19 protein-coding genes are annotated in these 19,793 nt (G+C 62.9%); 9 read left to right on the forward strand and 10 right to left on the reverse strand.

Annotation, left to right across the window (positions count from 1 at the left end; translation table 11 throughout):
• Window positions 1–71: 71 nt before the first annotated feature.
• Window positions 72–3,089, reverse strand: a complete 3,018-nt coding sequence (gene ydiJ / locus FEM01_RS05370) for a D-2-hydroxyglutarate dehydrogenase YdiJ (RefSeq protein ID WP_138218261.1) — start codon at window positions 3,087–3,089, stop codon at window positions 72–74.
• Window positions 3,090–3,295: 206 nt separating this feature from the next.
• Here ydiJ and FEM01_RS05375 point away from each other — a divergent pair, with 206 nt between their 5' ends.
• On the forward strand, window positions 3,296–4,177 hold the full coding sequence (locus FEM01_RS05375) for a LysR substrate-binding domain-containing protein (protein WP_138218262.1): 882 nt from the start codon (window positions 3,296–3,298) through the stop codon (window positions 4,175–4,177).
• A 184-nt stretch (window positions 4,178–4,361) separates the two neighbouring features.
• Here the strand turns inward: FEM01_RS05375 and FEM01_RS05380 are convergent, their stop codons facing one another.
• The 6 genes from FEM01_RS05380 to FEM01_RS05405 form a co-directional block, all read right to left on the reverse strand.
• On the reverse strand, window positions 4,362–5,774 hold the full coding sequence (locus FEM01_RS05380; RefSeq protein ID WP_138218263.1) for an amino acid permease: 1,413 nt from the start codon (window positions 5,772–5,774) through the stop codon (window positions 4,362–4,364).
• Between the two features lie 637 nt (window positions 5,775–6,411).
• A complete protein-coding gene (gene rluB, locus FEM01_RS05385; RefSeq protein ID WP_138218264.1) occupies window positions 6,412–7,476 on the reverse strand; it encodes a 23S rRNA pseudouridine(2605) synthase RluB in 1,065 nt (354 codons plus the stop codon).
• A 233-nt stretch (window positions 7,477–7,709) separates the two neighbouring features.
• Window positions 7,710–8,480 carry an SMC-Scp complex subunit ScpB gene (gene scpB, locus FEM01_RS05390; protein WP_138218265.1) on the reverse strand — a complete coding sequence of 257 codons (771 nt, stop codon included), beginning with the start codon at window positions 8,478–8,480 and terminating at the stop codon, window positions 7,710–7,712.
• A gap of 11 nt (window positions 8,481–8,491) precedes the next feature.
• Window positions 8,492–9,190 (reverse strand): segregation and condensation protein A, encoded by a 699-nt coding sequence (locus FEM01_RS05395; protein ID WP_171030923.1) that lies wholly within the window; start codon window positions 9,188–9,190, stop codon window positions 8,492–8,494.
• Between the two features lie 125 nt (window positions 9,191–9,315).
• Complete coding sequence (locus tag FEM01_RS05400; RefSeq protein ID WP_138218266.1) at window positions 9,316–9,945, reverse strand: L-threonylcarbamoyladenylate synthase; 630 nt, start codon at window positions 9,943–9,945, stop codon at window positions 9,316–9,318.
• Window positions 9,946–9,958: 13 nt separating this feature from the next.
• Window positions 9,959–10,819 carry a PHP domain-containing protein gene (locus tag FEM01_RS05405; protein WP_138218267.1) on the reverse strand — a complete coding sequence of 287 codons (861 nt, stop codon included), beginning with the start codon at window positions 10,817–10,819 and terminating at the stop codon, window positions 9,959–9,961.
• Window positions 10,820–10,886: 67 nt separating this feature from the next.
• Between FEM01_RS05405 and FEM01_RS05410 the strand changes: the two genes are divergently transcribed.
• From FEM01_RS05410 to FEM01_RS05435, 6 genes are all read left to right on the forward strand, one after another.
• Window positions 10,887–11,483 carry a septation protein A gene (locus tag FEM01_RS05410; RefSeq protein ID WP_138218268.1) on the forward strand — a complete coding sequence of 199 codons (597 nt, stop codon included), beginning with the start codon at window positions 10,887–10,889 and terminating at the stop codon, window positions 11,481–11,483.
• Window position 11,484: 1 nt separating this feature from the next.
• The gene (locus FEM01_RS05415) at window positions 11,485–11,784 is read left to right on the forward strand and encodes a YciI family protein (protein ID WP_138218269.1); all 300 of its coding nucleotides are present in this window, start codon (window positions 11,485–11,487) and stop codon (window positions 11,782–11,784) included.
• A 167-nt stretch (window positions 11,785–11,951) separates the two neighbouring features.
• Entirely contained in the window at window positions 11,952–12,338 is a 387-nt protein-coding gene (locus tag FEM01_RS05420; protein WP_138218270.1) for a translation initiation factor 2, read from the forward strand.
• A 7-nt stretch (window positions 12,339–12,345) separates the two neighbouring features.
• A complete protein-coding gene (locus FEM01_RS05425; protein WP_138218271.1) occupies window positions 12,346–13,023 on the forward strand; it encodes a response regulator transcription factor in 678 nt (225 codons plus the stop codon).
• Window positions 13,024–13,215: 192 nt separating this feature from the next.
• Entirely contained in the window at window positions 13,216–13,632 is a 417-nt protein-coding gene (locus FEM01_RS05430; RefSeq protein WP_138218272.1) for a Spy/CpxP family protein refolding chaperone, read from the forward strand.
• A 69-nt stretch (window positions 13,633–13,701) separates the two neighbouring features.
• Window positions 13,702–15,036, forward strand: coding sequence for a sensor histidine kinase (locus FEM01_RS05435; RefSeq protein WP_138218273.1), 1,335 nt, complete (start codon window positions 13,702–13,704; stop codon window positions 15,034–15,036).
• Between the two features lie 23 nt (window positions 15,037–15,059).
• Here the strand turns inward: FEM01_RS05435 and FEM01_RS05440 are convergent, their stop codons facing one another.
• Complete coding sequence (locus tag FEM01_RS05440; protein ID WP_138218274.1) at window positions 15,060–15,617, reverse strand: NAD(P)H nitroreductase; 558 nt, start codon at window positions 15,615–15,617, stop codon at window positions 15,060–15,062.
• Between the two features lie 171 nt (window positions 15,618–15,788).
• Here FEM01_RS05440 and FEM01_RS05445 point away from each other — a divergent pair, with 171 nt between their 5' ends.
• Window positions 15,789–17,243, forward strand: coding sequence for a TrkH family potassium uptake protein (locus FEM01_RS05445; RefSeq protein WP_138218275.1), 1,455 nt, complete (start codon window positions 15,789–15,791; stop codon window positions 17,241–17,243).
• Here FEM01_RS05445 and FEM01_RS05450 read toward each other — a convergent pair.
• Window positions 17,200–18,246 (reverse strand): AraC family transcriptional regulator, encoded by a 1,047-nt coding sequence (locus FEM01_RS05450; RefSeq protein WP_138218276.1) that lies wholly within the window; start codon window positions 18,244–18,246, stop codon window positions 17,200–17,202. The two genes, FEM01_RS05445 and FEM01_RS05450, sit on opposite strands and share 44 nt — an antisense overlap.
• 156 nt (window positions 18,247–18,402) lie before the next feature.
• On the opposite strand from FEM01_RS05450, the gene FEM01_RS05455 reads away from it, so the two are divergent.
• Window positions 18,403–18,714, forward strand: a complete 312-nt coding sequence (locus FEM01_RS05455) for a DUF962 domain-containing protein (protein WP_138218277.1) — start codon at window positions 18,403–18,405, stop codon at window positions 18,712–18,714.
• A 66-nt stretch (window positions 18,715–18,780) separates the two neighbouring features.
• On the opposite strand, the gene FEM01_RS05460 is transcribed toward FEM01_RS05455, so the two are convergent.
• Window positions 18,781–19,596 carry a UDP-2,3-diacylglucosamine diphosphatase gene (locus FEM01_RS05460; RefSeq protein ID WP_138218278.1) on the reverse strand — a complete coding sequence of 272 codons (816 nt, stop codon included), beginning with the start codon at window positions 19,594–19,596 and terminating at the stop codon, window positions 18,781–18,783.
• Window positions 19,597–19,793: the final 197 nt, after the last annotated feature.

The raw sequence follows: 19,793 nt of genomic DNA on the forward strand, positions 1-19,793 counted from the left end.
GCAATCCTGTGGGAGCGGTGGTTCGGCGCCCCGGTTTACCCGCGAAGAGGCCGGTGCAGGCTTGAGACCACTCAGCGCTGCGCGTACTGCAGCACCACCTCCAGCGGATGGCGCAACTGTTTCTCGGTCATGCGCTTGACCTGGCTGCGGCACGAATAGCCGGTCGCCAACGCCTCACCGTCCTTGTCCAGCTTGGTCGCCCAGGACTGCTCGAAAATGGTCTTCGAGGTCTGCTGGTTACGCGCCTCGTGCCCATAGGTGCCGGACATGCCGCAGCAACCAGTGGCCTCGGTGACCAGCTTGAGCCCTATGCGCGCGAACACCTGCTCCCACTGCTTGGTGCTGGCCGGCACGTTGGTTTTCTCGGTGCAGTGGGCCATCAGACGGAAGCTGCCCGCGCCAGGCGCAGCCTGCTCAGGCAGCACATTCATCAGCCACTCCTGAGGCAGCAGCACGGGCGGGCAGTCCACGCCATCGACCTTCTGGTACTCCTGGCGATACACCAGGGTCATGGCCGGGTCCAAGCCCACCAGAGGCACACCACAGTCCGCCAACGCCTTGAGCTGGGTGGCATTGCGGATCGCCGCCTTGGCGAACGCGCCAAGGAAGCCCTGCACATGCAGCGGCTTGCCGTTGGCGCTGTAGGGCGCCAGGAATACCTTGTGGCCTAGGCGATGGGCCAGCTCAATGAACGCCGCCAGCAACGGCGTCTCGAAGTAGCGGGTGAAAGCGTCCTGCACCAGCACGATACTGCGCTCGCGCTGGGCAGGCGTCAGTTCGCGCAGGGCCGGCACGCTGGCCACCTGGACCCGGCAGCGGGTCAGGGTGGACTGGAAGTTGAAGCGGCTGATCAGCGGGCTGTCGAGCATGCCGATCTTGTCCGCCAGCAAGCGACTGACCCACTTCGACCCCATCACCGCGTTGTACAGCCCAGGCGCGTGGGCCAGGTACGGAATGGTGAATTCCAGCGAGCCGATCAGGTAGTCACGCAGCGGGCGCTGGTAGCGGCCGTGGTACAACTCGAGGAAGCGCGAGCGGAAGTCCGGCACATTGACCTTGATCGGGCATTGCCCCGCGCACGACTTGCACGCCAGGCAGCCCGCCATGGCGTCGTACACCTCATGGGAGAAATCGGCCTGGCCCTGATGTTTGGCCCGGCTGTTGCGCAGCCGCGCTGGCAGGCCCTTGAACCACGATGCCTTGCGCTGGGCGGCGGCCAACACATCGATATTGGCCTCGCCCTGCAAGCGCAGCCATTCGCGAATCAGCGAGGCGCGCCCTTTGGGCGAGTGCTGACGCTCACGGGTGGCCTTCCACGACGGGCACATAGCGTCGTTGGGGTCGTAGTTGTAGCAGGCGCCGTTGCCGTTGCAGTGCACGGCGCTGCCGAAGTCCTGCCAGACACGCTCGTCGATAGTCCGATCGAGGTCGCCACGCAGGGTCACGCCATCGACCGGGGTCAAGCCTTCAGCGCTGTCCGGCGGAGTGCAGATTTTGCCAGGGTTGAGCTGGTTGTGCGGGTCGAACGCACCCTTCAGACGCTGCAAGGCCGGGTACAGTTCGCCGAAGTACTCCGGCACGTATTCCGAGCGCAGGCCCTTGCCGTGCTCGCCCCACAGCAGGCCGCCATAACGTTTGGTCAGTGCCGCCACCGCATCGGAGATTGGCTTGACCAGCGCGGCCTGGGCCGGATCCTTCATGTCCAGCGCGGGACGTACGTGCAACACCCCGGCATCGACATGGCCGAACATGCCATAGGCCAGCCCATAGCCATCGAGCAACGCGCGGAAGTCAGCGATGTAGTCAGCCAACTGTTCCGGCGGCACGGCAGTGTCTTCGACGAACGGCTGCGGGCGTACTTCGCCCTCGACGTTACCCAGCAGCCCCACCGAACGCTTGCGCATCACGTACACCCGGGTCACGGCCTCGGCCCCCTCGGCCAGGGTATGACCCAGGCGCTCGACGCTGGTATCGGCCTGCAAGTGTTCGACGAAGGCCTGCACCCGGGCGTTGACCTCGGCCGGCTCATCGCCGCAGAACTCCACCAGATTGATGCCCAAGGTCGGCCGCTCGGAGTCGGCCGGGAAGTACTCGGCGACGCTGTGCCAAACGATGTCTTTCATCGCCAGCATCAGCACCTTGGAATCGACGGTCTCGATCGACAGCGGCTTGTGCGCCATGAGCGCATTGGCATCGCGCAGGGCGTCCATGAAGCTGGTGTAGCGCACGTTGACCAGCACTGCGTATTTTGGGATCGGCAGCACATTGAGCTTGGCTTCGACCACGTAGCCCAGCGAGCCCTCGGCGCCGCACAGCACGCTATTGAGGTTGAACCGGCCCTGCTCATCGCGCAGGTGCGCCAGGTCGTAACCGGTCAGGCAGCGGTTGAGCTTGGGAAAGGTGCTTTCGATCAGCTCGGCCTGGGTTTGCTGGATCTCGCGGGCCATGCGGTACACTTCGCCGACCCGACCAGGGGCGGCACAGGCCTGCTCCAGCGTGGCGTCGTCGATCGGCAGGCTGTGCAGGCGCTCGCCCCCCAGCAGGACGCTGTTCAGCTCAAGGACATGGTCGCGGGTCTTGCCGTAGGTGCAGCTGCCCTGGCCGCTGGCGTCGGTGTTGATCATGCCGCCGACGGTGGCGCGGTTGGAGGTGGACAGTTCAGGCGCGAAAAACAGGCCATGCGGCTTGAGCGCGGCGTTGAGCTGATCCTTGACCACACCAGCCTGCACCCGGACCCAGCGCTCCTCGACGTTGATCTCGAGGATGCGATTCATGTGCCGCGACAGGTCGACGACGATGCCATCAGTCAGCGACTGGCCATTGGTGCCAGTGCCGCCACCGCGCGGGGTCAGCTTGATGTCGCGAAAACGCGGGTCGGCCATCAGCGTGGCGACCCGCGCCACGTCGTCGGCGTCCAGCGGGAACACCGCAGCCTGGGGCAGGCGCTGGTAGATCGAGTTGTCGGTGGCCAGTACCGTGCGGGTGCCGTAGTCGGCGCTGATCTGGCCGCGGAAGCCGCTGTTCTTAAGCGCTTCGAGGAATTCAGGATAGTTGGCGGCAGGCGCACGGGTCGGCAACTGGGCGATCATCAGGGGATGGCCTCTTGGTATGGGCTGGTTCACGGTTTCAGGCGTCAGGCCTGGGCTGTGAAAGCGGGCTCGCTCGCTTGCACAGATGCGTTTAGTTGTCATTCGCGCATGAATGGATTCGCAGCGGATGACGTATGCACCAATGTTCCTGTAGTTTCGCGCCAGGGGCAAACGGATATTCCTGCCGCTATCGATGAGCTTTATGAATGAATTACCGCCACCTGACCCCATCGATGTCGCTGCTGCTGGCCTTCGAAGCGGCCGCCCGGCATGAAAGCTACACCCGCGCCGCCGCAGAGCTTTCGCTGACCCAGAGCGCGGTGAGCCGCCAGGTACAGGCACTGGAGCAGCAACTGGGGCTGACCCTGTTCCGCCGCGAAGGCCGCCAGGTGCAACTGACCGACGTCGGCCGCCTGTACCAACGCGAACTCAGCGAGGCCCTGGGGCGTATCCGCAGCGCCACGTTGCAGGCACTGGCCTACCAGTCCGGGGTCGGCACCCTGCGCCTGGCCACCCTGCCGACCTTCGGCTCCAAGTGGCTGCTGCCGCGCCTGCACGCGTTCTACGGCGCACACCCAGGCATGCTCGTACATATTCATTCACGTATCGAAGCGATCAATTTTGATACCAGCGAGATCGACGCCGCCATCGGCGTGGCCAGCCACGACCTGCCCGGACTCATTTGTCACCGCCTGCACGCCGAGGAACTGGTAGTGATCCTGCCGCCACAGGGTGCTGCCGACGGCCAATGGGACCCGACGCGGATCAGCGGCCAGGTGTTGCTGAACGTGGCCAACAACCCGCACGCCTGGGGAGAATGGTTCTCCCACCACGCCCTGCCGCACCGCGCTATGCGCCTGGGGCCTAGCTTCGAGCTGACCTCGCACCTGATCCAGGCAGTTCGCGCCGGAATTGGCATCGGCCTTGTGCCGCGCATCCTGGTGGAGGAAGAGCTGGCCAGTGGCGAGCTGGTCAGCGCTGGCGCACCGATCGCCAGCCAGCGCAGCTATTACCTAATCTACCCACCCCGCAACGAGGCGCTGCCATCGTTGCGAGCGTTTCGTGGGTGGTTGCTGGAGCAAATTTGATCCTTGCATGCTTTGCGCTGCCGCCCCACAGGATGTGCGCCAAACCCGCTCCCAAAGGTCCCTGCTCAATCAACAAGTTATGCGTCGTTCTGTGGGAACGGGTTTACCCGCGAAAAGGCCAGCACAGGCAACAAAAAGCCCGATGCCAGTTACCTGACATCGGGCTTTTGCGAAGCCGCGTCGCTTACCTGGCCACACTACCTTCGCGTGTCTGCGCCCCACGCTTGCCCTTGAGCAAGTGAGCCACGTACATCACCACCAGCCACACCGGAATCGCATAGACCGAAATCTGGATCCCTGGAATCAGCAGCATGATACCCAGGATCAGCACCACGAACGCCAGCACCAGGTAGTTGCCGTAGGGGTACAGCAGCGCCTTGAACAGCGGCTTCTGGCCGGTACGGTCGAGGTGCTGACGGAATTTTAGGTGCGAGTAGCTGATCATCGCCCAGTTGATCACCAAGGTCGCGACCACCAGCGACATCAATAGCTCCAGGGCGTTCTGCGGCATCCAGTAGTTGAGCAGCACAGCGATCAGGGTCACCGCCGCCGACACCAGGATCGCGCGTACGGGTACGCCACGCTTGTCGACCTTGGCCAGGGCCGCGGGAGCGTCACCCTGCTCGGCCATGCCCAGCAGCATGCGCGCGTTGCAATAGGTGCCGCTGTTGTACACCGACAATGCGGCGGTCAGGACCACGAAATTGAGCAAGTTGGCGGCAACGTCGCTACCGAGCAACGAGAACACCTGGACGAACGGGCTGGAACCGTAGCTGCCACCAGAGGCATCGATGCTCGCCACCAGGTTGTCCCACGGGGTCAGCGACAGCAGCACCACCAGGGCACCTACGTAGAAGATCAGGATGCGGTAGATGACCTGGTTGATCGCCTTCGGGATCACAGTCTTCGGCTTGTCGGCCTCGGCGGCGGTGAAACCGAGCATTTCGAGGCCACCGAAGGAGAACATGATGAACGCCAGGGCCATCACCAACCCACTGACCCCGTGCGGGAAGAAGCCGCCGTGGGACCACAGGTTGCTCAGCGAAGCGTCAGGGCCGCCATTGCCGCTAGTCAGCAGCCAAGCGCCCAGGCCGATCATGGCCACGATCGCCACGACCTTGATGATGGCGAACCAGAACTCGGCTTCACCGAAGATCTTCACGTTCATCAGGTTGATGGCATTGATCAGCAGGAAGAAGCCCGCAGCAGTGACCCAGGTCGGGATCTCCGGCCACCAGTAATGCACGTACTTGCCTACTGCCGACAGCTCCGACATACCAACCAGGATGTACAGCACCCAGCAGTTCCAGCCCGACAGGAAGCCTGCGAAACCGCCCCAGTACTTGTGCGCGAAGTGGCTGAAGGAACCGGCCACAGGCTCCTCTACGATCATCTCGCCCAGCTGGCGCATGATCATGAAGGCAATGAAACCACAGATGGCATAGCCGAGGATCATCGATGGGCCAGCGGATTTCATCACCCCGGCCGAGCCGAGGAACAATCCGGTACCGATGGCGCCACCAAGGGCGATCAGTTGGATATGGCGGTTCTTCAAGCCACGCTTGAGCTCGCCGGTCTGAGGGTTGTGTCCACTCATGAACGAAGTCACCTGCTTGTTTTTATCTGTGACGGAATCGGACCCACCGCGCTCGTGGCGCAGCGGAATGGGCAAGGTGGTTACCTTGATTTCTTGGACGGGCAATCGACGCAAGGGCAAGGAGCCCAGTCCGATCAGCCGGGTGTCAGCAAGAGTGCGCGGTACGCAAAGGGGTCACAGGTAAAACGCGGCGCACTGTATACCCCTGCAAACGCGCAGGCGTCAACGCGTTGCACCGTTTCCTTGAGAAAAAGCGCAGCGTTCCTGGGGTGAAGGCCCGAAAAGGCGAGGTGATCGGCGTACATAGCGCCTCCATTTGTTGTTCTGTTCGCCCGGCTCTGCGGCCCGGCTGTGCACGTGGCAATGGCGCTATCTCAGCGGTTGGGCGGGGATTTGGGAAGGGGCCTGGACCAGGGGCGAGCGCCTAGGGCAGCCGACGATTGGAAAGTTTCTTTTACAGGTGCCGGAAAAATCGGATTTTGAAGCGAATCCTGGCAACCAGCGTACAAATTTCTTTACAAGATGGTCTGAAAACTTTCCAGCTGCGCAAAATCTGTTTTCTATTCAGTGGCTTGGGCATTTGCAGCACCCACAAAAAAGCCAGCCCGAAGGCTGGCTGTTTCGCTACCGGGCTGAATCAGCCGCGCGGCTTGCCGCGACCACGGCCAGTCGGCTTGTCGCCCTCCGCACGCGCTGGACGCTTGCGCATCTCGCTCGGACGCTCAGCCACCGTACTGCCACGGCTACCTTTGCGTGGTGCGGCCTCTTCGCGTGGTGCGCGGGCCGGACGTTCGGCGCCGCCCTCCTGGGCCGGACGCAGGGTACGCACGCGCTCGCCACGGCCCAATGGACGGGTCGATTTGCGCTGCATGCGCTCCAGACGGTCCTTGGCCTTGAGGTTCATCTCTGGCAGCGCTACCGGCTGCAAACCGACCTCGGCGGAGAGGATGTCGATTTCGTTCTGGCTCATTTCGCGCCAGCGCCCCATGGGCAGGTCGGAATTGAGGAACACCGGACCAAAACGCACACGCTTCAGACGGCTCACCACCACGCCCTGGGATTCCCAGAGGCGACGAACTTCGCGGTTGCGACCTTCCATAACCACACAATGGAACCAGTGGTTGAAGCCTTCGCCGCCCGGCGCTTTCTGGATATCGGTGAACTTGGCAGGACCATCTTCGAGCATCACACCAGCCTTGAGGCGCTCAAGCATATCGTCGTCGACCTCACCCCGCACACGCACCGCGTACTCGCGGTCCATCTCGTAGGACGGGTGCATCAGGCGGTTGGCCAACTCGCCGTCGGTGGTGAACAGCAGCAGGCCGGTGGTGTTGATGTCGAGGCGGCCGATGTTGATCCAGCGCCCCTCTTTCGGGCGCGGCAGGCGATCGAACACGGTCGGACGGCCTTCAGGGTCGTCACGGGTGCAGATTTCGCCGTCGGGCTTGTTGTACATGATCACCCGGCGGGTCGCCTCAGCGGCCTCGACGCGCTTGATCAGCTTGCCGTCGACGGTAATGGCGTCGTGCAGGTCGACGCGCAGGCCCAAGGTCGCCTCGACGCCGTTGACCTTGATACGGCCCTGGCTGATCCAGGCCTCGACGTCACGACGCGAACCGACGCCGATGCGCGCCAGTACCTTTTGCAGTTTTTCGCCGGACGGAGGGGTGGGTTGTTGGTCTTGCAGGTCTTTGTCACTCATCTGGGCACCTCCCGGTGTAGTAGTGAAAGCGGGCGCGCACTATACGCGGTTTGAGCAATTAACGCATCTGGAGGGTAGAGGGTTTTATGCACCCCAAGAGGATTTTCTGCCTGACGGTTATCCGTTGCCGGTGCCGGCCCTTTCGCGGTGGTCCGGCACTCCGGTAAACCCGCTCCCACAGGTGAGGCGCTCACCTCACTAGCGGTGCAGGCGGCATTAAAAGGCAATCAGGATTACAGCTTGCCGTCTTCTTGCGCCGAATCCTCATGCGCTTCATCGCGCAAATCATCGAAATCGATCTTCAATCCCTCTTCCATGGCATCGAGTTCCACCAGCAGCGAGCGGAAGCTGGTTTGTGCCTTCGCCTCGTCTGGCGCCTCTTCCTCCGCCAGACTGGCATCGGCCAGGGCCTGCAGGTACGCCGGGACGGGCGCATCGTCCGGGTCGAACGCAGGTTCCGGCTCAGGCTCCAGTTCGCGCAATTCGGCCAGCGCTGGCAACGCGTCGAGACTTTTGAGATTGAAATGGTCGAGAAACGCCCGGGTGGTGGCGAACATCGCCGGGCGGCCGGGCACCTCACGGTAGCCGACGATACGGATCCACTCGCGCTCGATCAGCGTCTTGATGATATTGCTGTTGACAGCCACACCGCGCACATCCTCGATTTCGCCACGCGTGATCGGCTGACGGTAGGCAATCAGCGCCAGGGTTTCGAGCAGTGCACGCGAGTAGCGCTGCGGGCGCTCCTCCCACAACCGGCCCACCCAGGGGGCATAGCTTTCGCGGATCTGCAGGCGATAGCCGCTGGCGACCTCCTTGAGCTCGAAGGCCCGACCATTGCACGACTTGGCAAGCACCTCGAGGGCTTTCTTGAAGATCGCAGGTGCCGGGCGCTCAGCCTCTTCGAACAACTCATACAGGCGTTCAAGCGATTGCGGCTTGCCCGAGGCAAGCAGAAAGGCCTCGATCAATGAGGCAAGTTCGCGAGGTTCATTCAGGTTCATCGGTCGTCAGGTCACTCTGTCCGGGCGCGGACGTGGATCGGGGCGAAGGGCTCATTCTGCACCAGTTCGATCAGCGATTCCTTCACCAACTCCAGAATCGCCATGAAGGTGACCACCACACCAAGCTTGCCTTCCTCGGCGCTGAACAGCTCAACGAACGGCACGAAGCCGCCGCCCTTGAGGCGCTCGAGCACGTCGCTCATGCGTTCGCGGGTCGACAACACTTCGCGGGTAACCTGGTGACTCTCGAACAGATCGTTGCGCCGCATGACTTCGGCCATGGACAGCAGGATTTCTTCCAGGGCCACCTCGGGCAGCAGCTTGCGGGCCTTGGCCTGAGGCGCATCCAGGCGTGGCACAAGGACATCGCGCCCCACTCGCGGCAACCCGTCAATACCTTCGGCGGCGGCCTTGAAGCGTTCGTACTCCTGCAGGCGACGGATCAGCTCGGCGCGCGGGTCGCCCTCCTCTTCCTCGACATCGGCCGAGCGCGGCAGCAGCATGCGCGACTTGATCTCAGCCAGCATCGCGGCCATGACCAGATACTCGGCGGCCAGCTCCAGACGCACGCTTTTCATCAACTCGACGTAGCTCATGTACTGGCGCGTGATCTCGGCCACCGGAATGTCGAGGATATCGACGTTCTGCTTGCGGATCAGGTACAGCAGCAGGTCCAAAGGCCCTTCGAAGGCTTCGAGAAAGACCTCCAGGGCATCTGGCGGAATGTACAGGTCCACCGGCATTTCGGTGAGCGCCTCGCCATACACCAGCGCCAGTTGCATCTGGAACGGCGTCTGGGCCTCGGGGACCTGCGCCTGGGGCGCGTTTTCCAAGCTCACACGTTGGCCATGAATGGGCTCGGGTCTCCGCAGCCCTCGCGGATCAGTTCGGGCTCATCGCCCGACAGGTCGATGATGGTGGAAGCCTTCAGGTCGCCGAAACCGCCGTCGATCACCAGGTCGACGTGGTGCTCCAGGCGCTCGCGGATCTCGTAGGGGTCGACCATTGGCTCATGGTCGCCGGGCAGGATCAGGCTCACGCTCATCAGCGGCTCACCCAGCTCGGCCAGCAACGCCAGGGTAATGGCGTGATCCGGCACACGCAGGCCGATGGTGCGGCGCTTCTCATGCAGCAACAAACGCGGCACCTCGCGGGTGCCATTGAGAATGAACGTGTAGGGGCCGGGTACGTGGGCCTTGAGCAGACGGAACGTGCCGGTGTCGACCTTGGCGTACAGCCCCAGCTGTGACATGTCGCAACACATCAGGGTGAAATTGTGGGTCTTGTCCAGGCCACGCAAGCGCCTGACACGTTCGATGGCAGCCTTGTTGCCGATCTGGCAACCCAAGGCATAGGCCGAATCGGTCGGATACACCACCACCCCGCCCTTGCGGATGATCTCTACGGCCTGACGAATCAGGCGCGGCTGCGGGTTTTCCGGGTGGATCTGGAAAAATTGGCTCACGGAGTCTTCCTGTTCATACCGCCATAGGCTGTTCATGTCGGAATCGGTGCCACAGGGGTGGCAGGTCCTCGGGCAATGGCCGATAGGCACCGATCTCGCCCCAGGTGCCGGGGCCGTGGAAATCGCTGCCAGCACTTGCCAGCAGGCCGAACTCACGGGTGAGGATCGACATCGTCCCCACTTGCTCGGGCGGCATCATCCCGTTGACCACTTCCAGTGCCTGCCCACCTGCCTGAATATAGTCGGCAATCAGCCGTCTGCGCTTGCTGCGGGTTAGCTCGTAGTGCATCGGATGCGCAAGACTCACCCATGCGTTGGACTCGCGCAGCGTCCCGACAGTTTCTTCGAGCGTCGGCCAATGCAGCTTGACGTCTCCCAGCTTGCCAGCGCCCAGCCATTTGCGAAACGCCTCGCCACGGTCCTTGACGAAACCTGCACGCACCAGGAACTCGGCAAAATGCGGGCGGGCCGGGGCGTTGCCGCTGTCGCCCAGTTCCTGCTGCACTGCACGTGCGCCCTCCAGCGCGCCCGGCATGCCCTTTGCCGCGAGCTTGCGGTCGATTTCCTCGGCGCGCAGCCAGCGGCCACGATGCAGGCTCTCGATGGCCTCGAGCAACGGCGCTGCATCGAGGGCAAAATCGTAACCCAGCACGTGGATGGTGGCGCCCCCCCAGGTGCACGACAGCTCCACCCCGCTGACCCAACGCATGCCAAGCTCGGTGCAGGCCTGGCGCGCTTCAGGCAGGCCTTCGAGGGTGTCGTGATCGGTGAGCGAGAGCGTTTGCACCCCATGCTCATGGGCCCGGGCGACCAGTGCCGTGGGCGACAGGGCGCCATCGGAGGCCGTGCTGTGACAGTGCAGATCAACATTCATGGTGAAGCGCTTTCGCAAGAATCGATGTTTGTTATTATGCCGTCACATCCCGCTTCTGGCTGCCATTGTGAAACAATTCATCGATTTCATCCCGCTGCTGCTGTTCTTCATCGTCTACAAACTGGACCCACGCACGGTCGAATTGGCTGGCCACACGTTCGAGTTCGGCGGCATCTACAGCGCCACGGCAATGCTGATCGCCAGTTCGGTAGTGGTCTACGGCGCGCTGTTCCTGCGTCATGGCAAGCTGGAAAAAGGTCAATTGCTCACCCTGGTGGCATGCCTGGTGTTCGGTGGCCTGACCCTGGCGTTCCACAGCGAAACCTTCCTCAAGTGGAAAGCACCGGTGGTCAATTGGCTGTTCGCCCTGGCCTTCGCCGGCAGTCACTTCATCGGCGACCGGGTGCTGATCAAGCGCATCATGGGCCACGCGCTGACCCTGCCCGATGCCATCTGGAACCGCCTGAACGTCGCGTGGATCGCGTTCTTCCTGGTCTGCGGCGCCGCAAACCTGTTCGTCGCGTTCACCTTCCAGGACTTCTGGGTCGACTTCAAGGTGTTCGGCAGCCTGGGCATGACCGTGCTCTTCCTGGTGGCCCAAGGCTTGTATCTTTCGCGTCACCTGCACGACACCGACCCGTCCACTTCCAAACCCAAGGACTGACATGCTCTACGCTATCATCGCCAGCGACGTCGCCAATTCCCTGGAAAAACGCCTGGCCGCGCGCCCTGCGCACATCGAGCGCCTGCAGCAGCTCAAGGCAGAAGGCCGCGTGGTCCTGGCCGGCCCGCATCCAGCCATCGACAGCAACGACCCAGGCGAGGCCGGTTTCAGCGGCAGCCTGATCGTCGCCGAATTCGACTCGCTAACCGCAGCGCAAGCCTGGGCCGATGCCGACCCTTACATCGCAGCGGGCGTGTACGACAAGGTGGTGGTCAAGCCTTTCAAGCAAGTGCTGCCGTAAACCGCTAGACCGAGTTGCCCCGCTCGCGGGGAAAGCCGCTCCCACAGGTTCATCGATGCCACTGGAAGCCGGTTTACCCGCGAACGGGACGACTCTGTGTCAGGACCATTCAGATAATCGGCGTAACGGCCGACAACCTCCTGAACCGATTCCAATCAGGAGTTCCAATGCGCCAAGGTCCAATCCTGCTTTGCCTGTTGCTGCTCTCCCCCCTGGCCAAGGCCGAACAGCCGCTGTCGCTGGAAGCCGGGGCACGGATCACCGAATTGCAGCAACGCCTGGAAGACAGCGAGAAACAACGCGACCTGCTCGCACAGCAGTTGCAAAGCCAGGTCAGCGAACGCGAGAGCGCCCAACTCGCCCGCCTGCGCCAGGACAATCAACGCCTCAAGCTGTCCATAAAGGAGCTGCAAGCCAGCGCCACCCCCTCGCAACGCCTACTGACCGATCAGCAACAATGGTTCCTGATTGGCTCGGGCGTTGCACTGTTATCGGTCGTCTGCGGTATCTTAGCCAGCGGCGGACACAGAAGACGCCGTCAATGGTTGAATTGAGTGAGACATGAGCGAGCTGTTACTGATTGACGATGACCAGGAACTCTGCGAGCTGCTCGGCAGCTGGCTGACCCAGGAAGGGTTTGCCGTTCGCGCCTGCCACGATGGCCAGAGCGCGCGCCAGGCCTTGGCCGCCCAGGCTCCGGCGGCAGTGGTACTGGACGTGATGCTGCCCGACGGCAGTGGCCTGGAACTGCTCAAGCAATTGCGCAGCGAGCACGCCGAGCTGCCGGTGCTGATGCTGTCGGCCCGTGGCGAGCCGCTGGACCGCATCCTGGGTCTGGAACTGGGCGCAGACGATTACCTGGCCAAGCCGTGCGACCCGCGCGAGCTGACCGCCCGCCTGCGCGCGGTGCTACGCCGCAGCCACCCCACTGCACCAGCCACGCAGGTCGAGATAGGCGACCTGGCCTTCAGCCCGGTGCGCGGGGTGGTGAGCATCGACGAGCGCGAAATGACTCTCACGCTCTCCGAAAGCCGCATCCTCGAAGCGCTGCTGCGCCAGCCTGGCGAGCCGCTGGACAAGCAGGAGCTGGCGCAGATTGGCCTGGGCCGAAAACTCACGCTGTACGATCGCAGCCTGGACATGCACGTAAGCAACCTGCGCAAGAAGATCGGCCCGCACCCTGACGGGCGCCCACGCATCGTCGCCCTGCGCAGCCGCGGCTACTACTACAGCCTCTGAAGGCAGCCACAAGCTTTAAGCTGCAAGCGACAAGAAAGAGCAGATCGCATGCTGGCCCACCCTTTCTTGCAGCTTGCAGCTTGAAGCTAGCTCCTCTTTACCCAGCCTTTACCCTCACCTGACCGCCCTTGACCTTGATCTCCCTAGACTGGGCTCATCCGGTAAACACCGGCCCATGACAGGAGAGACACCATGCGCAAGACCCTTATCGCCCTGATGTTCGCCGCCGCCCTGCCAACCGTGGCCATGGCCATGCCTGAAGGCGGCCCACGTCACGAAGGCCCGCATCACCGGGGTGACGCGCCGTTCGCCCAGTTGGACCTGAGCCGCGAGCAACGCCAGCAGATCGGCAAGCTGATGGGCGAGCAAATGAAGCAACGCCGCGACATCACCGAACGCTACCTGGACAAGCTCCCAGCCGCTGAGCAGAAAGCCATGCAGGCTGAGCTCAAGGCCAGCCACGACAAGACCGACAGCCAAGTGCGCGCACTGCTCAAGCCCGATCAGCAGAAGCAGTTCGACGAGCTGCAAAAGGAACGCGCCGCACGCAAGGCCGAGTGGCAAGAGTTCCAGGCCTGGAAAGCTGAAAAAGCCAGCAAGGCCCAGTAAGCTGTGAGCCCCACGCCCGGCCCGCTTGTTCGCGGGCCGGGCTTTTGTCATTCCACGGAGGTGCTCGTCTTGCGTTCACTGTTCTGGCGCATCCTGGCCAGCTTCTGGTTGGCTATCGCCCTGGTCGCCGGCTTGTCGATCCTGCTTGGCCACATGCTCAACCAGGACACTTGGATTCTCAGTCGTCATCCGGGGCTGAACACCTTGGCCAGCCGCTGGGCGCAGCATTACGAGCAAGAGGGCCTGGATGCCTCGCAACGCTTTCTGGAGCGACGTAAAGAGCGCTACAAGATCGACGTGCAGGTGCTAGACGACAGCGGTGATGCGGTTGTGCCGGGTACTTTCCCGCGCCGCGCCGCCGCCTTCGAGGCGCGCCAGAACAATGACGAGCGCCGCCTGCCCTGGCGCCGGCTGACCGAGGAGTACACCAGCCCCACCACCGGCCAGACTTACCTACTGATCTACCGCATCCCGCATCCAGCGCTGGAGGAATGGCACCGGGATAGCCTGATCTGGCCGATCAGCGCCCTGGGCATCGCCCTGGTGGTACTGACCTTGTTCAGCTTGCTGGTGACGCTGTCGATCACCCGCCCCCTTAGCCGCCTGCGTAGCGCAGTACACGACCTGGGACAGACCAGCTACCAGCAGAACAGCCTCGCAAGACTGGCGGTACGCCGTGACGAGTTCGGCGTGCTGGCCAATGACTTCAACAAGATGGGCGCCCGCCTGCAAAGCCTGATCGGCAGCCAACGCCAGCTACTGCGCGACGTATCGCATGAGCTGCGCTCGCCACTGGCACGCCTGCGCATCGCCCTGGCCCTGGCCGAACGGGCGGAGCCCGAACAACGCCAGGTGCTGTGGCCACGCCTGACCCGCGAGTGCGATCGCCTGGAGGCGCTGATCAGTGAAATCCTCGAACTGGCGCGGGTCGATGCCGAACAGGCCCACGCCGAGCCGGTGGACCTCAACGCACTGCTGGGCAGCGTCCGTAAGGATGCGCAACTCAGCGCGCCAGAGCAGGAGCTACGCCTGGAGGCACAACCAGGCCTGACACTGCTGGGCTGGCCAACGCTGATCGAACGGGCGGTGGACAACCTGGTGCGCAACGCGCTGCGCTTCAACCCGGTCGGACAACCCATCGAGATCTGTGCCAAAAACGAGCAAACACGCATCGTGCTGAGCGTACGCGACCATGGCCCAGGCGCCCCAGCAGAGCACCTGGCACAGCTGGGTGAGCCGTTCTATCGTGCACCCGGACAGCAAGCACCGGGGCATGGGCTGGGGCTGGCGATCGCACGCAAGGCAGTCGAACGCCATGGCGGTAGTCTGAGCCTGGCGAATCACCCGCAGGGTGGATTCGTGGCAACGCTGGAATTGCCCCAGCCCGTCAGCGCCCGGGGATAAACGCCCCCAGGCGCAGGAGCGGTTTACTCACCCCAGGCGCTGACGTAATCCTCGGTTGCCAGCACTGGCGCCGTGCGCGGCTCGGCGGCCGGTGTGCCGACGTACAGGTAGCCGATCAACTCTTCATTGGCGTCAAGCCCCAAGCCCTGGTGCACATGCGCATCGAACGCCATGTCGCCGGTGCGCCACACCGCACCGATGCCCTGGGCATGGGCGGCGATCAGGATGCCATGGGCGGCGCAACCGGCGGCCAGGCGCTGCTCGGACTTAGGCACCTTGAAGTGTTCCTGCAAACGCGCCACCACCACGATCAACAAGGGCGCCCGCAGCGGCATGGCGCGAGCCTTGTCCAGCGCGGCCTGGCTGGCATCGCCCTTGGCCTGCAAGGCACTGGCGAACAGCTCACCGAGCTTGTCGCGGCCTTGGCCTTCGATGGTAATGAAACGCCACGGGCGCAGCTGACCGTGATCCGGCGCACGCAGCGCAGCCTGGAACAACGCCTCGCGCTGGGCGGCGTTGGGCGCAGGTTCGGTCAGGCGTGGCACGGAAACACGGTTGAGCAATGCGTCGAGAGCCTCCATCGGCTACCCTCCTGGCAGATTGAAAGTGCCGCCATTCTCAAGCTGCAAGCTTCAAGCTGCAAGCCGCAAGAAAAAGCAGCCGTGATACCGCCTTGTTCGTACTTGAAGCTTGCAGCTTGCAACTTGCGGCTTAAAATGGCGCCCCTTTCATAGCCAGTCAGAGCAGATCACATGGCGTTGCCGACCTTAAGGATCATTGGTTTCATCATCGGCATCTTCCTGATCACCCTGGCGGTGAGCATGGTGGTGCCCATGGCGACCCTGGTGGTCTTCGAACGCACCGGCGACATGCCGTCGTTCCTCTGGTCGAGCATGATCACCTTCGTCGCAGGCCTAGGCCTGGTGGTCCAGGGACGCCCCGAACACGTGCACCTGCGCCCACGCGACATGTACCTGCTGACTGTCAGCAGTTGGGTGGTGGTCTGCGTCTTCGCCGCCTTGCCGTTCCTGCTGACCCAACACATCAGCTACACCGACGCGTTCTTCGAGAGCATGTCCGGCATCACCGCAACCGGCTCGACCGTGCTCAGCGGACTGGACAGCATGTCGCCGGGTATCCTGATGTGGCGCTCGATGCTGCACTGGCTGGGCGGCATCGGCTTCATCGGTATGGCGGTGGCGATCCTGCCGCTGCTGCGCATCGGTGGGATGCGGCTGTTCCAGACCGAGTCGTCCGACCGCTCAGAGAAAGTCATGCCGCGCTCGCACATGGTCGCCAAGTACATCGTCGCGGTATACGTCGGCATCACCGTGCTGGGCAGCCTGGCGTTCTGGTGGGCCGGGATGAGCCCGTTCGCTGCGATAAACCATGCCATGTCGGCGATCTCCACTGGGGGTTTCTCCACCTCCGACCTGTCGCTGGCCAAATGGGACATCCCCGCCGTGCACTGGGTCGCGGTCGTGGTGATGATCATGGGCAGTGTGCCGTTCACACTGTACGTGGCGACCCTGCGCGGCAACCGCAAGGCCATGCTTCGCGACCAGCAGGTGCAGGGCTTTCTCGGGCTGCTGGTGGCCACCTGGATCGTACTCGGCACTTGGTACTGGGCAACCACCAACCTGCACTGGCTCGACGCCCTACGTCACGTCGCGTTGAACGTCACCTCGGTCGTGACCACCACCGGCTTCGCCCTGGGCGACTACAGCCTGTGGGGCAACTTCTCGCTGATGCTGTTCTTCTACCTGGGGTTCATTGGCGGGTGCTCGGGGTCCACCGCCGGCGGTATCAAGATCTTCCGCTTCCAGGTGGCCTACATCCTGCTCAAGGCGAGCCTTAACCAACTGATCCACCCACGCGCGGTGATCAAGCAGAAGTACAACGGTCACCGCCTCGACGAAGAGATCGTACGTTCGATCCTGACCTTCTCGTTCTTCTTCGCCATTACCATCTGCATCATCGCCCTGTTGCTGTCGCTGCTCGGCCTAGACTGGATGACGGCGCTGACCGGCGCGGCCAGCACCGTCTCCGGCGTGGGCCCTGGGCTGGGCGAGGTGATCGGCCCGGCCGGCAACTTCGCTTCGCTACCGGATGCGGCCAAGTGGATTCTGGCTGGCGGCATGCTGCTGGGCCGCCTGGAGATCATCACGGTGCTGGTATTGTGCATGCCGGCGTTTTGGCGTCACTGACTGCCAGGCGCGCACGGTACTCGCTGGGGGTGACATCGAACCAGCGACGGAACGCCCGGTAGAAGTTGCTCGGGTCAGCGAAGCCCAGCAGGTAAGCGGTTTCCAGCAAGGTGGTCGAAGGCTGGGCGAGATACTGCTCAGCCAGTTCCCGACGGGTGTCGTCGAGCAGGGTCTGGAAGCTGGTGCCCTCGTCTTGCAGGCGCCGCTGCAAGGTACGCTGGGACAGATGCAGGGCTTGGGCCACGCTTTCGCGCTTGGGCTCGCCCTGAGGCAGGATACGGCAAAGCACCTGGCGCACACGATGAGTCACGCGACTCTCGGAAAACCGCGCCAGGTACTCGCCGGCAAAACGGTCGTGCAGCACAGCCATGGCTTCATTGGCGGTAGGTAGCGGCGCTTCCATGTCTGCACGCTCGAACACCAGCGCATCATGCGGTGCATCGAACACCAGCGGTGAGTGGAACGCCACTTTGTAGGGTTCGACATTCTTCGGCTGAGGCCCTTGAATCAGCACGCGCCGAGGCTGTATTGGTCGACCACTGAGCCAGGTACACAGCGACAGTGCGCAGGCCAGCGACGCTTCAGCACTGTGACGGGTGGGCGGCAGGTGGTCGCCGTGCACGGTCAACACCAGCGAATAACCTTCCGGGCCCAAGCGAAAACTCAGGTCGGAGCTTTCGGCGATGATGCGCTGGTAGCGCACCAGGCGTTCGAAACCTTCGGCGAGGGTGCGACTGGACATCAGCGCGTAGCCGACGACGTGGAAAGAGGCCGGACGCACCACCCGAGCCATGTTCAGGCCGATGGCCTCGTTACCGGACAACTCCACCGCCAGTTGCCACAGACGGGTCATGGCGTCCTGCGGAAAGCGTGCGTCGGGGTCGTCGAGGGCGGCGAAATCGAGCCCCAATTGCCTGAACATACCTTGGCAATCGAGCCCCTCCAGCTCTAGCGCCTTCACGATCCCTGATGCCCAGCTGGCTGACGTGGTTCTTTCACTCATGACAGGCTTCTTGTGCTAACCGCTCCAACGATGAATCCAAAGGATACTCAATTGGCGCTTATTGTCACTGGTCGGCGTTTTCAGTCACTCTAGACTCGATTCAGGCTCCATGCCGTGTATCTTGCCTCCAGACACGCAGACCCGGAAAGCACCGCCATGACCCGCACAGCGCAGTTCCGCAGTTTTGCCGAGTTCTACCCGTACTATTTGGGCGAGCACAATAATCCCACCTGCAGACGCCTGCATTTTGTCGGGACCAGCCTGGCAATTGCCCTGCTCGCCTACACCCTTGGCAGTGGCAATTGGTTGCTGCTGCTGGTCGTACCGTTGGCAGGCTACGGCTTTGCCTGGGTCGGACATTTCTTTTTCGAGAAGAATCGCCCGGCCACCTTCAGCCACCCGTGGTACAGCCTGATCGGCGATTTCGCCATGTTCCGCGACATCTTGCTGGGGCGTATCGCCCTCTGAAAATGCCGGCAGGGCAGGCGCTGCGCCGTAGATGCGAGCGTGCCCTGCGATCAGATCATTACCGCTTCAGGCCGGTTCGCCAAGCTCTGCAAGACGCTGCGCGGCCTCCCGTGCCTGGGCATCAGCGAAGCGGTACAGCTCGATTTGCCCGTCCCAATGCTCGATCAACGCTGTACACGACTCGACCCAATCGCCGCAATTGAGGTACTCGACCTCGCCCACCTGGCGGATCTCGGCGTGATGGATATGCCCGCACACCACGCCATGGAAACCACGCTTGGTGCATTCGTGGGCGATGGCATCTTCGAAGTCGCTGATGAAGTTCACCGCACCTTTGACCTTGTGCTTGAGGTACGCCGAGAGCGACCAGTAGCCGTAGCCATAGCGGGCGCGCCAATGGTTGAGCCAGCGGTTGAGCACCAGGGTGAATTCGTAGGCGCGATCGCCCAGAAACGCCAGCCAGCGGTGGTAGCGGGTGATCACGTCGAACTGATCCCCGTGGATCACCAGCAGGCGCCGGCCATCGGCGGTGAGGTGCTCGGCCTCGTCGACCAGCTGGATATTGCCCAGGATGAGCTTGGAATAGCGGCGCAGGAACTCGTCGTGGTTGCCGGTGACGTAGATCACCTCAGTGCCGCGCTTGCTTAGGGTCAGCAGGCGGCGGATGACGTTGGTGTGGGCCTGTGGCCAGTAGATGCCGCTGCGTAGCTTCCAACCGTCGATGATGTCGCCGACGAGGTAGATACGGTCGGCCTGGTAGCCCTTGAGGAAGTGCGAGAGGTGTTCGGCCTGGCAGTCCCGGGTCCCGAGGTGCACGTCGGAGATCCACAGGGTTCGGACACGCTGCTTGCGTGAGGGGCGGGGGAGTTCGGCTTGGGTCATGGGGGGGCTCCGGCGCTGTTTGCTGGAGACTGGCAGGGGTTGATGACAGATTCGTGGCGGGGTTGTGACTATCTGAGCTGAGGGGGTTCGGGTTCCGGGATCAGGAGGTTTGTTTTTGGAGATGTATGCACATTCATTTTGGATGTCGACTTTTAGTCACCTTTTCGCCCTTACGGCGACCTACTTTTGCTCTTGGG

The organism is Pseudomonas mosselii (assembly GCF_005796105.1).
Taxonomy (GTDB): Bacteria; Pseudomonadota; Gammaproteobacteria; order Pseudomonadales; family Pseudomonadaceae; genus Aquipseudomonas; species Aquipseudomonas mosselii_C.

Bases quoted from the DNA above. Each gene is read 5' to 3' on its own strand.
- FEM01_RS05420 (WP_138218270.1), top strand. From the start codon at position 11,952: ATGCGCCAAGGTCCAATCCTGCTTTGCCTGTTGCTGCTCTCCCCCCTG.
- FEM01_RS05460 (WP_138218278.1), bottom strand. From the start codon at position 19,596: ATGACCCAAGCCGAACTCCCCCGCCCCTCACGCAAGCAGCGTGTCCGA.
- FEM01_RS05440 (WP_138218274.1), bottom strand. From the start codon at position 15,617: ATGGAGGCTCTCGACGCATTGCTCAACCGTGTTTCCGTGCCACGCCTG.
- FEM01_RS05375 (WP_138218262.1), top strand. From the start codon at position 3,296: ATGAATTACCGCCACCTGACCCCATCGATGTCGCTGCTGCTGGCCTTC.
- FEM01_RS05415 (WP_138218269.1), top strand. From the start codon at position 11,485: ATGCTCTACGCTATCATCGCCAGCGACGTCGCCAATTCCCTGGAAAAA.
- FEM01_RS05455 (WP_138218277.1), top strand. From the start codon at position 18,403: ATGACCCGCACAGCGCAGTTCCGCAGTTTTGCCGAGTTCTACCCGTAC.
- scpB (WP_138218265.1), bottom strand. From the start codon at position 8,480: ATGAACCTGAATGAACCTCGCGAACTTGCCTCATTGATCGAGGCCTTT.
- FEM01_RS05380 (WP_138218263.1), bottom strand. From the start codon at position 5,774: ATGAGTGGACACAACCCTCAGACCGGCGAGCTCAAGCGTGGCTTGAAG.
- FEM01_RS05450 (WP_138218276.1), bottom strand. From the start codon at position 18,246: ATGAGTGAAAGAACCACGTCAGCCAGCTGGGCATCAGGGATCGTGAAG.
- FEM01_RS05405 (WP_138218267.1), bottom strand. From the start codon at position 10,819: ATGAATGTTGATCTGCACTGTCACAGCACGGCCTCCGATGGCGCCCTG.
- rluB (WP_138218264.1), bottom strand. From the start codon at position 7,476: ATGAGTGACAAAGACCTGCAAGACCAACAACCCACCCCTCCGTCCGGC.
- ydiJ (WP_138218261.1), bottom strand. From the start codon at position 3,089: ATGATCGCCCAGTTGCCGACCCGTGCGCCTGCCGCCAACTATCCTGAA.
- FEM01_RS05425 (WP_138218271.1), top strand. From the start codon at position 12,346: ATGAGCGAGCTGTTACTGATTGACGATGACCAGGAACTCTGCGAGCTG.
- FEM01_RS05430 (WP_138218272.1), top strand. From the start codon at position 13,216: ATGCGCAAGACCCTTATCGCCCTGATGTTCGCCGCCGCCCTGCCAACC.
- FEM01_RS05445 (WP_138218275.1), top strand. From the start codon at position 15,789: ATGGCGTTGCCGACCTTAAGGATCATTGGTTTCATCATCGGCATCTTC.